Raw genomic sequence first — 13,022 nt, forward strand, 5'->3', positions numbered from 1 at the left:
CGCTGCTCGATGCCGTGCCTGACCCCACCCGCCACCGCCAGGCCGCCCCCTTGGGCGGCGACCTGCCCAGCCCACAGAACCTGCCCACGGGCTGCCGCTTTCACCCGCGCTGCCCGCGCGCGACGGCGCTGTGCACTGCGCAAGAACCACTGCTCAGCGACAGCGGCAACGGCCATCTGGTCGCTTGCCACCATCCGCAGCTGCCACAGACCTCTGACGTGCAGACCTCCGTGATTTCCTTTCACTAACCCTTCGTTTTTTCTTTTGCCATGACCTACCGTTATCTCGGCCGCAGCGGCCTCAAAGTCTCCCGCCTCGCACTGGGCACCATGATGTTTGGCGGGCCCACCGACGAGCAGACCGCGCACGCGATCATCGCCAAGGCCAAGTCCCAGGGCATCAACTTCATCGACACGGCCGACGTCTACCAAAACGGCCTGACCGAGCAAGTCGTGGGCCGGGCGCTGGCCCAGGACCGCCATGACTGGGTGCTGGCCACCAAGTTCGGCAACCCGCTGGGCGAGGGCCCGAACCGGCGCGGCACCTCGCGCAAATGGATCATCGAGTCGGTCGACAACAGCCTGCGCCGCCTGGGCACCGACTACATCGACCTGCTCTACTTTCACCGCGCCGATTTTGATGCGCCGCTGGGCGAGGCGGTGCGCGCCATTGGCGACCTGGTGCGCGCGGGCAAGCTGCGCTATTTTGGGCTATCCAACTTTCGCGGTTGGCGCATTGCCGAGGTGGCGCACCTGGCCGATGCCGAAGGCATTGACCGGCCCATCGCCAGCCAGCCGCTCTACAACATCGTCAACCGCACGGCCGAGGCCGAGCAGCTGCCCGCTGCCGCCGCCTATGGCCTGGGCGTGGTCTCGTACAGCCCGCTGGCCCGGGGCGTGCTGACCGCCAAGTACCCGAATGTGGAAGCGGCCGAACCCGGCTCGCGCGCCGCACGGCTGGACAAGCGCATGCTCGAGACCGAATGGCGCCCCGAGTCCATCGACATTGCCGCCGAGATCAAAAAGCACACCGACGAGCGCGGCATCAGCCCGGTGGACTTTGCGCTGGCCTGGGTGCTGAACAACCGCCTGGTCACCGCCGCCATCGCCGGCCCGCGCACGCCCGAGCAGTGGGATGGCTATATCCGCGCGCTGGACTACCAGTTCACCGCCGATGACGAGGCCCTGGTCAACCGCCTGGTCGCGGCCGGCCACCCCTCGACCCTGGGCTTTACCGACCCCGGCCACCCGGTCGAAGGCCGTGTGCCCTATGTAGCCCCCACACCAGCGGCCGCTTAAACCCAAAAGGTCCACCGCCATGAATGCCTCGGTTCCCCCCCTGCGCTCCCGCCACCCCAGCCGCGATGACCTGCTGGCCCGCCTGCCCCAGCTGGCTGCCGATATCGGCCAAGGCGCCGCGCAGCGCGAGCTGCAGCGCGAGCCGCCCTGGGCGGCCTTTGACCTGCTGCGCGCATCAGGCCTGGGGGGCCTGCGCATTGGCCGCGAACAGGGCGGGCCGGGCGGATCGGTCGCCGATGTGGTCGAGGTGGTCAGCACCCTGGCCGCAGCGGACTCCAACGTGGCCCATGCGCTGCGCACCCATTTCAACACCACCGAGCTGCTGCGGCTGGAGACCAAGCCCTCGCCCCTGGCCCAGCGCCAGAACGCCTGGGCCCTGCAGGGCAAGCTGTTTGGCGGCGCCTTTACCGAGCTGGGCACCGCCCGCGCCGGCATCAGCACCTCGACCCTGCTGCGCGAGGGGCTGCACCACCGCTTGAATGGCAAAAAGTACTACGCCACCGGCACGGCCTATGCGGATTACTTCAACGTCTTTGCCACCAATGACGAGGGCCAGGGCGTCAATGCCGTGATCCCCGTGCAGCGCGAAGGGGTGCGGGTGCTTGACGACTGGGATGGCATGGGCCAGCGGCTGACCGCCAGCGGCAGCCTGGAGCTGAACAACGTGCTGGTCTATGACGACGAAATCAGCCCCGGCGCCCGCAACCACCTGGCCGGCCGCCATGCCTCTGCGCTGCGCCAGCTGATCCTCGTGGCGACGGCCGCCGGCATTGTGCGCAACATCCTGGCCGATGCGCGCCACTATGTGCTGCAGCTGGGCCGGCCTGCGATGCACAGCCCGGCAGAGCGCTCACGCGACGACCACTTTGTGCAGGCCGTCGTCGGCGAGCTGGCCGCCGCCAGCTATGCGATCGATGCCTTGATCACCGCCAACGCCCGCCAGCTGGACCAGGGCGCCTACGCCATCGTGCACGCCCCGGCTACCGCCGACGATGTGGTGCTGCAGGGGGCCTTGGCCACCGCCCAGACCCAGCTGGTCGTCAGCCGCCTGGCGCTGAATGCCGGCGAGCGTTTGTTTGAAGTGGGCGGCGCCTCCGCCACCTCGCGCCAGCTGAACCTGGACCGGCATTGGCGCAATCTGCGCACGATCTTTAGCCACAACCCGCTGCTGCACAAAACCCGGGTGGTGGGGGACTATGTGCTCAATGGCACGCGAACGCATTTGGAGGAAGGGCGGGTGTTTTGAGGGCGGCCACCGGCGAGCAAGACCGCAGGCATGCCCCAGCCGACGCACAAATCAAACACTCCATAAACAAACCGAATGACTTTATTAAAGTTCACATTTTTTAGAGTCGTTTGGGGAGCAACGCTCTAGCGTAATTAAATTGTTGCGGTTATCTTGTAGAAATTACTTATTCAGTATATTTATTACAAATACGCCATGCACCTCGCTTCCGAATCCGCGACTTCGCATCTGAACTTGTCCCGCTCCGTTACGCCTTTGGGCAAGGCTGCCCTCCATGGCAGCTTGCTCGCAGGGTTGTTTGCAGCACCTCAGCTAGCGCTGGCCTGCCCGGCCAACCTCAGCGCATCGACTTACACCACGCAGGCTTCGGACAATGGTCTGACCTGCGTCTACACCGCAGACCCCATGGCCGTTACCGTCAATGGATGGCTGGCCACCGGTTTGGTGCAAATCACTGGCAACACCACCGTCAATGGCGTGCTGACCGTCACCGACACCAACGGCGACAACAGCCGGGGCATCCTGTTGTCTGGTGCTGGGAATGGCACTTTTCTGAAGGACGTCACGATCAACAAACCCAGCGGGGCCAACAATGCGGCGGGTATAGAAGCGAACACCACCGGGGCGGCGATCTTCCAGGGCAATGTCACGGTCAGTTCCAACACCGGAACGCCCTCGGCCAGAATCAACACCCGCGATGGAGTGCGCAACAACGCAGGCACGGCCAACTACCAACAAAACCTCAGCATCACCAGCCAAGGCGGCACCCGCTCGGGCCTGTATGTAGGCGCGGGCACGGTCACGGTGGGCGGTGATCTCACGCTGGATTTCCAATCCAACTATTACGCGCTCTACAGCTACGCACCGCTGTGGAGCCAGGGCGGCACCACCACCGTAACAGGTACCACCACGGTCAACACGGCAGCCGCCTCGGGCCTCACGCCAGGCGTCGTGGTGACGAATTCCCAAGTCACCCTGAATGGTGCCACCAGCGTGACGGTGGCAGGCGCGGGTGCTGCAGCCGTGGATATCCGCATCGGCGGCGTTGCTGGGTGGCCGCTGGCGGGCAACACCATCACCGCATCGGGTGCCGCAGGCATTGGCCTGCAACTGCGCAGCAATGGCAGCTTTAGCGCAGGCTCGGGCCTTGTCGTCAACGCGCAGGGCAGCTCTTTCAACTACCTCTCGGCCAGCGGAAGTACCAGCCTGGATGCAGTCACCGCCACGACGGCCCCGGTGGTCTGGAACGCCGATGCCACCAGCACGGCCACCTACACCGGCAACGAAGGCCACTACAAGGGCAGCAGCCAGTTGGCGAGCGGCGGTCAGCTGACCTTGAACCTGAACCGCGCCGCCTTGTGGGAGGCCACCGCCGCCTCGTCCTTTACGGTGCTGAACCTGCAAAGCGATGCGCTGCTCGATGCCTCCTTGCTGCCCAGCCTGGCAGCCACGGGCAATCTGAACAATGCTGGCGGCATCGTGTCGCTGGCACGCAGCGATGCCAGTCCCAACAACACCCTGGCCTTGGCGGGTGTCTATACCGCCAATGGTGGCAGCCTGGTGCTCAACACCGTGCTCAACGATGCATCCACCTCGGTCAGCGATGTGCTGCAGGTGACGTCCACAGCCGCTGGCGGTACACCTACGCTGCTATCCGTGCTACCCGATGCGGCCAGCGCGCCGGCCTTCACCACGGGCAAAGGCATTTTGGTGGTGCGCGTGACCGGCGGCGCGGCCACCTCGGCGGCCAGTGTCTTTGCGCTGCCAGACGGTTTCCTGGACGCCGGCGGCATCCGCTACGAACTGGTGCGTGACGCAGACGATGGCAACTGGTACCTGCGCTCTGTCGCCGCTGCGCAGTTGACCGTGAACAAGGTGGTCACCGGGCCTGCAGGCGCGGCGCCCTTTGCCGGTGAGATTCCGTTTACCGTGAGCTGCACCGGCCCGGCAACGTCCTTCAGCGGCAGCCTGGTGGTGGCGGCCAACCAGGGCAGCGCTGCCCCCATCACCATCCAGCAAGGCAGCGCCTGCACGGTGGCCGAAGGCGCGCTGCCCACTGCCCCTGCGGGCTACCGTTGGGCCGAACCCAGCTATACGCAGCCTGCGGCCATTGCCGCCGGTGCCAACAGCGCAACCATCACCAACACCTTGGTCTCAACCGCCACCCCCACCGATACGGGGACGCTCAAGCAAGTGCCAAGCCTGGGCACCTGGGCCGTCAGCGCACTGTCGCTGGGCATGGCGCTGATGGGTATGCGCCGCATGCGCCGTCGCACGGTGTGACCAAGCCGCACGCCACTGCCCTCACGTAAAAATGCCACCTCGCGGTGGCATTTTTTCTGGGGGCTGCGTTGGACAGAAGCGCGCAGCTTACTGCTCAGCCGCCACCTGCGCCCGCACATCCAACTCCACCTTCCAGCGCTCATTACCGCCCACCGGCACGGCGTTGAGTTCCAGCGTGCCGATATCGGTCACGCGGGCATGCAGGGTGACGGGGACGACCTCGCCATTGGCGCGGCCTTCAGCGGGCAGGTTCAGTTCGATCTCCTGCAGCTCCAGCAGCTCTTCGGGGCCCCAGAAGTCGAGCATGGTGCCGACGGTGTCGCTGCGGCGCACGCTGGAGCCAAAGAAGCGCATGCGCACCGGATCGCCCACGACGAGGCCAAACTCCTGCATGTCGAGCGCCGCCTCGCTGCCCTCTTCCATGCCAAACGGTGCCAGGCATAGCGCGGACATCGGTGGTTCCATACCGGGGATCGCAGGCATGTTGGATTCGACGCCGACATAGTAGGACTGCGCGGTGCCGCCCCGGATGCGCACACCCCGGCCTTCGCGCACATGGCCGTAGTAGGCAGCGCCACGGGCCACCGCCAGGTCCAGGTTGGCGCCATCCAGCAGACGTGCGGGGGCGGCGCCTTCGGCGGCCAGCCAGCTGTTCAGCACCTCGGTGATGCGCTGCTCGATCTGCGGGGCCTTGAGCACGCCGCCGTTGAACAGGATGGCGGTGGGGTGCAGAAAGCTCGCGCCTTCGGGCTGGGTGCCCTGCAGGCCGTCGATCTGCTCGGTCACGCCGGCCTGGCGCGACAGGAAGGCGGCCAGGTGGCGGGTGACGGCGGCGTCTTGCGCATAGGGCAGACCCAGCTGGGTCAGCGCGCCGCGCGCGCGGCTAATGGGCTTGTCGCTGACGGCCACTTGGGGGAAGAAGCCTTCGACCAGGGTGGCCAGCACTTCGCTGCGGGTCACCTCGGTGCGGATGCTGCCGCCGATCAGCTTGCTGCCCCGGCTGGGCACCACCACGGGCACGGATTGCAGTGCCTCATCGGACAGCAGTTGCTCCTTGGCGGCGCGGCAGCCATGGGCCAGTGCGCGGGTTTGCCAGGCGTCGAGCTGCTTGCCCTCTTGCGCCAGCTTGCGCGCCACGGCATAGGCGAGGGCCAGGTCCATGTTGTCGCCGCCCAGCAGGATGTGCTCGCCCACGGCCACGCGCTGCAAGGCCAGGTTGCCATCGCGCTCGAGCACGGCGATCAGCGACAGGTCGGTGGTGCCACCGCCCACGTCGACGACGAGGATCACATCGCCGCTTTGCACCTGCTTGCGCCAGTCGCCACCGCTGGCCTGGATCCAGCTGTAGAGCGCGGCTTGCGGCTCTTCGAGCAAGCTAAGCTTCTGAAAGCCCGCCGCCTTGCAGGCCTCGGCCGTCAGCTCGCGTGCGGCCGGGTCAAAGGATGCGGGGATGGTGACGGTGATGTCCTGCGCATCAAACGGCGCCTCGGGGTGGGCCTGCTCCCAGGCCCAGCGCAGGTGCGACAGGTAGCGGATGGAGGCCGTCAGCGGCGATACGCGGTGCACCTCGGCCGGGGCATCGGCCGGCAGCAGCGGGCTGCGGCGGTCCACACCGGGGTGGCACAGCCAGCTCTTGGCGCTGGAGACCAGGCGGATCGGCGTGGCCGCACCGCGCGAACGGGCAAACTCGCCGACGACAAAATCCTGCTGCGCGCCCCAGGGCAGCGCCATGTCGGCGGCGCTCAGCTCGCTCTCATGGGGCAGGTACAAAAACGACGGCAGCAAAGGCCGCGCCTCGATGCTGGCGGGCGCCGTGAGCTGGGGGATGGCCAGCACATGCTGGACCAGGTTGTCGCCATCGCTGGCGCTCTTGTCCACATAGGACAGCGCGCAGTGCGTGGTCCCCAGGTCGATACCGATGCTGAATTGGGCAGTTGCTTGCATGGTTTAGAGCTCCACTTCGGCCTGGGCCAGCACCTTGGCTGCTGCCGTGTCGGTGAGCTGGGGCAGCTTGACCTCGGTCACCTGCCAGCCCCGGTGGCCCAGGGTGCCGGTGAACGGGGCCTGGCCTACGACATTGCCGGTCAGGCGCACGGCAGCGGCATCAAAGCCGGCCTGCAAGGTGATGCGGCTGCCTTCGGCCTCGGCACGCACAGGGGCCAGCGCAAAGTGCTCCCGCAGCACCTTGCGGCAGCCTTCATGCACCACGCGGGCGGCCGCGCCAATCTCGGCATCGGTGTAGGGCGCCACGTCTTCCTGGATAAAGTCGACAAAGCGGGCCTCGCGCTGGAGCAGGCCCAGCAGTTGCAAAGCAGCGGTCTCGGTGGGCAGTTGCACGGTCTTTTCCACGAGCTTCTCGACCAGCTTTTCCACCGGTACTTCGACCCGCTTTTCTACCGTCTTCTCGACGATTTTCTCGACAGGCACTTCGATGCGGACTTCGACGATCTTCTCGACCGGGACTTCGACACGCACTTCCTGGGGCGGCACATCGGCCGCAAGGCGCTCACCGCCGCGCACGCGCTGCACATCAGCCGCCAGGCGGCCATTGCCGAGGATCGCAAAGAAGCTGCCGATCGCGATCGCGATACGGCTCAAAAAGGAAGGGGGGGTGTTGTTCATGGAGGCACCAACAAACAGCCGCCAAGGCGCGGGGGCTGCGGGGCCAGGGCCGGGGCAGCTGCAGAGCGCAGGCGGGTGGTTTTAAAAAATGGGGGTTTGCGGCAGGTGCTGGGGACAGCCGCTATAGCTGGCGGCCAGCCCGCAAAACCGGGGATTTTACCGGCTGGCCCTATGCCCCCGTGCTATGCACCAGCAAGCCGGGAGCGCCGGCGGGGCGGGGTGAGTACTCAGAACTGGTAGCTGACGTTGATGCCGCTGGCCCAGTTGCGTCCCATCGCGCTTTCAAAATAGCGCTGGTTGCCGTCGTTGACGATGACCGAGCCGATGTAGTTCTTGTCGAACACATTGTTGACCCGCGCAAACGCGGCCAGGGTCCAGCGCGGGGCGATCTGTGCGCGGTAGCCCAGGCTGAGGGCCGTGGTGGCATAGCCGGGGGCGGCCTGGGTGTTGGCATCGTTGGCCTGCACATTGGAGCTGGCCTGCACGCCCATGCCGACCGTCCAGGCCGGTGCAAAGTGCCAGTCGGCACCCAGGTAAGCGTTGTGGCGTGCCAGGCCCGGCAGGCGCTGGCCGGCGATGCCGCTGCCCGAATCCTCGCGGAAGCGGGCATCCAGCCAGGTGTAGGCGGCGCGCAGCTGCCAGTCGCGCATGAGGTCCAGTTGGGCCGACAGCTCCACGCCCTGGCGCCGGGTCTTGCCGGCATTGCGGTAGGTGGTGCGGCCGCCAGCGCTCTGGTCGGTCACGATCTCGTCGCTGCTGTGCGACTGGAACAGTGCGGCGCTCCAGAGCCCGCGCAGCGCATCGCCACGCAGCTGCTGGCGATAGCCCAGCTCCCACTGCGTGCTGCTGGTGGGCCGCAGATCGGTGTTCAGGCCCGAGCCGCTGTTGCGGTAGGACATCTCGGTGATGCTCGGCGTCTCAAAGCCGCGCCCCACGCTGGCGTAGACGGTTTGCTGCGGGCTGAGCTGGTAGGAGAGCGAAGCCACCGGCAGCAGCTTGCTGTGGCGGCTGCTGCCGCTGTCGTCGCCATTGCCAGGGGTGATGTAGTAGTCGTCCGAGCTGAAGCGCACGCGGCTGTAGCGCAGGCCGGTGTCCAGGCTCCAGCGGGGCGCCAGCTGCCAGCGCGCCTGCACAAAGGGATCGGTGCTGCTGACCTTGTTTTTCTCATCCCGGCGCAGCTGGCCGCGCAGCCCATAGGTGTCGCCGACAAAGTTCTCGTAGCCCTGGCGGTTCTCGGTCATCTGCTGCAGATCCAGCCCGGCGCTCAGCTGCAGCGGAACGATAGTGTCGAACTCACCCACCCAGACCAGGCGGGCACCGGCATAGTCGCGCGCCGTGTCGATCACGCCGCCGGCATGGCCCGGCGCCAGCTGTGGCGCCTTGGGGATGGACTGGTACTGCAGCATGCTGCGGTGGCCGTAGTAGGCCGACAGGCTCAGGCTTTGCTGGGCGTTGATGCGCAGGTCATAGGTGGCGCCCAGCTGCTGCTGCTCCAGCGATTTGCGCGTGTTGTACTGCTCGGCCACGCTGCTGGCCTGGCGCGGATCGGCCTGCCACTGCGCCATGGTCAGGCCCTGCGGGTCCTGCGCATCGCCCCGGGTGTGGTTGGCCACCAGGGTCAGCTTGTCGTCATGCGCCAGCGGAATCACCAGCTTGGCATTGAGCAGGTTGCGGTCGGCCGCGCTGTGCTCGCGGTAGCCATCGGTCATGAAGCGGCTGGTGCTCAGCACATAGCCCATGCCGCCATCGGTCTGGCCGCTGGCCTTCAGGCTGTAGCGCTGTTGGCCATCGCTGCCCACGCTCACACCGGTCTCCAGCTTCAGCGGGCCTTGCGGGTCTTCAGTGTAAAAGCTCAGCACACCGCCCGAGGCATTGCCGTACAGCGCCGAGTACGGGCCGCGCAGCACCTCCACCCGCTCCAGGCTGGAGATATCGACATTCGAGGTCTGGCCCTGGCCATCAGGCATGGTCGCCGGTATGCCATCGACATACAGGCGCACGCCGCGCACACCAAAGGTGGAGCGTGCGCCATAGCCGCGCACGCTCAGCTGCAGATCCTGGGCGTAGTTGTTGCGGTTGTTCAGGGTGAGGCCCGGCACGCTGCCCAGCGCTTCGGACAGGTTGACCTGCATCTGCCGATCCTGCAGCTCGCGGCCTTCCACCACATTGGCCGATGCCGGCAATTGCAGCAGATCGGCAGTGCCAACGGCTGAGCGCACCGACACCGTCGGCAAGGTGGCTTCAGCAGCGGGGGTTTCAGCGGTGGAAGGTGTTGCTGGTGCGGTCTGCGCAGCGGCGGACAGGGCGCACAGCAGCGCAGCAGCCCCGGCCACAGGGCGCAGGGGCGAGAGAGAAAAGGCTTGGATCGGCATAGAGGCCGCTATTTTCTTACAGCGTCTCAAGCTATGGGAAATTTGGTACATAAACCCCTGCTCTCCTCTGAGAAACCCCAATCTACCACCGTTGCGGCTCCCACCAGCTGGGCAGCAGCGCGCGCACCTGGGCACGGTGAAAGCGGTCATCGATCAGCACCACCACGCCCCGGTCATCCTCACTGCGAATCACCCGCCCAGCCGCCTGCACCACCTTGCGCAGCCCCGGGTAGAGGTAGGTGTAGTCATAGGCCTTGGCAGCGCCAAAGCGCTGGGCCATGGCCTGCTGCATATGCGTGTTGATGGGGTTGACCTGGGGCAGGCCCAGGGTGGCAATAAAGGCGCCAATCAGCCGGTTGCCCGGCAAGTCCACCCCTTCCGAAAACGCCCCGCCCAGCACGGCCAGGCCAATGCCCTGCCCAGCCTCGTCAAAGCGCGCCAAAAAGGCGGCGCGCCCGGCGTCGTCCATGGCCGAGGTCTGGCAGAACAGCGGCAGCTGGGGCTGCAGGCGCTGCATGCATTCGGCCGCACGCTGCAAATAATCAAAACTGCTGAAAAAGCACAGGTAGTTGCCCGGCTGTCGGGCAAACTGCGCCGCCACCACTTCGGCAATCGGCACCAGCGACTGCGCCCGGTCCTGGTAGCGGGTGGAGATATGCCCCGCAATCTGCACCTGCAGCTGCGCGGCCTGGAAGGGCGACGGCACATCGACCCAGTGCGTGGCGGGCGGCAGGCCCAGCAGATCCTGGTAGAAGGCCTGCGGCCCCAGGGTGCCGGAGAACAGCACCGTGGCGCAGGCGGCGGTATGGCGCGCGGCCAGGTGCGGCGCGGGCACGACATTGCGGATACAGAGCGTGGACATCGGCCCCCGGCGGCCGGAGGCTGCACTACTCCACAAACTGGTATCAAACAGCGCATGCGGCCCCAGCTGCTCGGCCAGGTTCAGCCAGGACAGCGCCTCCAGGTAAAAGCCCAGCACCGCATCGCCCGGCAGCATGGGGCTGTCGCCCTGGGCCTGGGCAATGGCGGCCACGGCGCGCTGCACGGCGCCCAGCAGGCCGGGCGGCAGCTCGGGGTAGACCTGGTAGTCCTGGCCGCCTTCTTGCTGGGCCTTGTTCAGGGCCGTCCATTGCCGGTTCAAGGCATCCAGCGATTTTTTAACCGGGCCGCTGGCGGCCTTGCGCGCCGCTGCCAAGGTGTGCTGCGGCAACTCGGCCGTGTACATGCGGCGCGCGCGTTCGAGCAGGTTGTGGGCCTCGTCCACCAGCACGCCCACCTTCCACTGGTGGGCCTGGGTCAGCGCATACAGCATGGCGGCGCTGTCGTAAAAGTAGTGGTAGTCGCCAACGACCACATCGCTCCAGCGCGCCAGCTCCTGGGTCAGGTAATAGGGGCAGACCTGGTGCTGCAGTGCCAGCGTACGTACCTTGTCGGGCGTCAACATCGGCTCTTGCGCCAGGGCCTGGGCGCGGGCGGCGGGCAGGCGGTCATAAAAGCCCTGGGCCAGCGGGCAGGATTCGCCATGGCAGGCCTTGTCCGGGTGCTCGCAGCTTTTGTCGCGCGCCTGCAGATCCACCACGCGCAGCGGCACCGCGCCCGTCTGGCCCTGCAGCGCCGTCTGCAACAGGCCCAGTGCATGCAAGGCCAGGCGGTGGCCGGTGGTCTTGGCGGTCAGAAAAAACAGCTTGTCCAGCCCCTCTTGCGCACTGGCCTTGAGCATGGGGAAGATGGTGGCCACGGTCTTGCCAATGCCGGTGGGCGCCTGCGCCATCAGGCAGCTGCCGCCGCCCGCCTGCAAACCCGCCTGGGCCGTGCGGTACACCGCCACCGACAGCGCCCGCTGCCCGGTGCGGAACTGCGCAAACGGAAAGCGCAGCGCCACCATGGCCGCATCGCGCGCACTGCGGTGCGCGGCCTCGCTGCGCGCCCAGTCTAAAAACAAGCGGCATTGCTGCTCAAAAAATGCCTGCAAGTCGGCGGCGCTGTAGGGCTCGGCCAGCACGGTCTCTTGCTGCGTACCGACGTTGAAGTAGACCAGTGCCACCTTCAAGCGGGGCAGGCCCCGCTCCAGGCACAGCAGATGGCCGTAGACCTTGGCCTGCGCCCAGTGCAAGGCGCGGTGGTTGTCGCGCACACTGTCGATCTGGCCCCGGTAGGTCTTGATTTCTTCGAGCTGACCCAGGCCCGGGTCAAAGCCATCGGCGCGGCCGCGTACCTGCAGGTTTTCAAAGCTGCCTGCCAGGCGCAGTTCCGCCTCATAGCCGGCGCCCCGGCGGGCGCGCACCAGGCCATGGCCTTCGATGCCTTCCAATGCCGATGGCGCCGGCGTAAAGCGCAAATCCAGATCGCCCGCGCGGGCGGTGAACTCGCACAAGGCGCGCACCGCCACGGTGTAGCTCATGCGCCCGCCTCGCGCCACTGCACATGGCAGACGCCCACGGGTATGCCATGGGCGGCGCAGTACTCCAGCCAGCGGATCTGGTTGTCCTGCAGCTTGTCGCCCGGGCCTTTGACCTCCACCAGCTGGTAGCGCCTCTCTTGCGGCCAAAAGCGCACCAGGTCCGGAAAGCCCGTGCGGTTGGCCTGCAGGTTGCCAAGCAGGCGCTGGAACAGAAGTTGGAGGTGGGCCGCCGGTATGCAGGCCAGCGCATGGTCCAGCAGCGCCTGAGTCAACGTGCCCCAAAACACAAAGGGCGACTGCAGCCCGGCCTTGTCGGCAAAGCGCTGGCGGATTACCTCGGCATAGCTGCCGTCGTCCAAGGCCGCCAGACAAGCCTCAAACAGCGCCGCACGCCGCGCGACAAAATCGGGCGCATAGACATCGGCCGGCCCCGCCTGGAACGGATGAAAAAACGCCCCCGGCAGCGGCGCAAAAATCGCCGGCCAGCACAGCAGGCCAAACAGCGAGTTGACCAGCGCGTTCTCGACATAAAACACCGGCGCGTCCTCGCGGTGCCAGTGGTCGCGCAAGGCGTATTCCACCGGCATCAGGCGCAGACCTTCGGTGGCCTCGGCGGCGTTCATGGCCTCGCCTGCGCGCAAGGCGGCCTCCAGGGCAGCCGCATCGCTCAACGCATCCATCGCCGCCAGACCGGGTGCCATGCGTGGCATGCGCAGCACGCGCTCCAGCGCCACATCCTCACGCAGCTGCGCCACCTCGGGTTTGAGCGCGCGGCGGCTGGCGCTGCGCTGGCCCAGGTG

General features: G+C 66.7%; 9 protein-coding genes. 4 read left to right on the forward strand and 5 right to left on the reverse strand.

Annotated features, from left to right (window positions below; genetic code table 11):
• From H928_RS29680 to H928_RS0124080, 4 genes are all read left to right on the forward strand, one after another.
• Positions 1 to 248 (forward strand): oligopeptide/dipeptide ABC transporter ATP-binding protein (locus tag H928_RS29680; RefSeq protein ID WP_043341899.1); only part of this gene is annotated, 248 nt, incomplete at its 5' end.
• A gap of 21 nt (positions 249 to 269) precedes the next feature.
• Positions 270 to 1,298, forward strand: coding sequence for an aldo/keto reductase (locus H928_RS0124070; RefSeq protein ID WP_021028789.1), 1,029 nt, complete (start codon positions 270 to 272; stop codon positions 1,296 to 1,298).
• 19 nt (positions 1,299 to 1,317) lie between these two features.
• A complete protein-coding gene (locus H928_RS0124075) occupies positions 1,318 to 2,544 on the forward strand; it encodes an acyl-CoA dehydrogenase family protein (protein ID WP_021028790.1) in 1,227 nt (408 codons plus the stop codon).
• A gap of 234 nt (positions 2,545 to 2,778) precedes the next feature.
• Positions 2,779 to 4,827 carry an IPTL-CTERM sorting domain-containing protein gene (locus tag H928_RS0124080; RefSeq protein ID WP_158400637.1) on the forward strand — a complete coding sequence of 683 codons (2,049 nt, stop codon included), beginning with the start codon at positions 2,779 to 2,781 and terminating at the stop codon, positions 4,825 to 4,827.
• 87 nt (positions 4,828 to 4,914) lie between these two features.
• Here the strand turns inward: H928_RS0124080 and H928_RS0124085 are convergent, their stop codons facing one another.
• The 5 genes from H928_RS0124085 to H928_RS0124105 form a co-directional block, all read right to left on the reverse strand.
• On the reverse strand, positions 4,915 to 6,771 hold the full coding sequence (locus tag H928_RS0124085; protein WP_021028792.1) for an Hsp70 family protein: 1,857 nt from the start codon (positions 6,769 to 6,771) through the stop codon (positions 4,915 to 4,917).
• Between the two features lie 3 nt (positions 6,772 to 6,774).
• Entirely contained in the window at positions 6,775 to 7,449 is a 675-nt protein-coding gene (locus tag H928_RS31860) for a DUF2760 domain-containing protein (protein WP_021028793.1), read from the reverse strand.
• A 227-nt stretch (positions 7,450 to 7,676) separates the two neighbouring features.
• The gene (locus H928_RS0124095; protein ID WP_021028794.1) at positions 7,677 to 9,821 is read right to left on the reverse strand and encodes a TonB-dependent receptor; all 2,145 of its coding nucleotides are present in this window, start codon (positions 9,819 to 9,821) and stop codon (positions 7,677 to 7,679) included.
• A gap of 82 nt (positions 9,822 to 9,903) precedes the next feature.
• A complete protein-coding gene (locus H928_RS0124100; protein ID WP_021028795.1) occupies positions 9,904 to 12,222 on the reverse strand; it encodes an ATP-dependent DNA helicase in 2,319 nt (772 codons plus the stop codon).
• A partial coding sequence (locus tag H928_RS0124105) for a VRR-NUC domain-containing protein (RefSeq protein WP_021028796.1) occupies positions 12,219 to 13,022 on the reverse strand: 804 nt, incomplete at its 5' end. The genes H928_RS0124100 and H928_RS0124105, both read right to left, overlap by 4 nt.

The organism is Comamonas sp. B-9, assembly GCF_000410635.1.
GTDB lineage: Bacteria > Pseudomonadota > Gammaproteobacteria > Burkholderiales > Burkholderiaceae_C > Comamonas.

What these genes read in the sequence shown, in the direction of transcription:
- H928_RS0124070 (WP_021028789.1), top strand. Translation starts at nt 270, where the DNA reads ATGACCTACCGTTATCTCGGCCGCAGCGGCCTCAAAGTCTCCCGCCTC.
- H928_RS0124075 (WP_021028790.1), top strand. Translation starts at nt 1,318, where the DNA reads ATGAATGCCTCGGTTCCCCCCCTGCGCTCCCGCCACCCCAGCCGCGAT.
- H928_RS0124085 (WP_021028792.1), bottom strand. Translation starts at nt 6,771, where the DNA reads ATGCAAGCAACTGCCCAATTCAGCATCGGTATCGACCTGGGGACCACG.
- H928_RS31860 (WP_021028793.1), bottom strand. Translation starts at nt 7,449, where the DNA reads ATGAACAACACCCCCCCTTCCTTTTTGAGCCGTATCGCGATCGCGATC.
- H928_RS0124095 (WP_021028794.1), bottom strand. Translation starts at nt 9,821, where the DNA reads ATGCCGATCCAAGCCTTTTCTCTCTCGCCCCTGCGCCCTGTGGCCGGG.
- H928_RS0124100 (WP_021028795.1), bottom strand. Translation starts at nt 12,222, where the DNA reads ATGAGCTACACCGTGGCGGTGCGCGCCTTGTGCGAGTTCACCGCCCGC.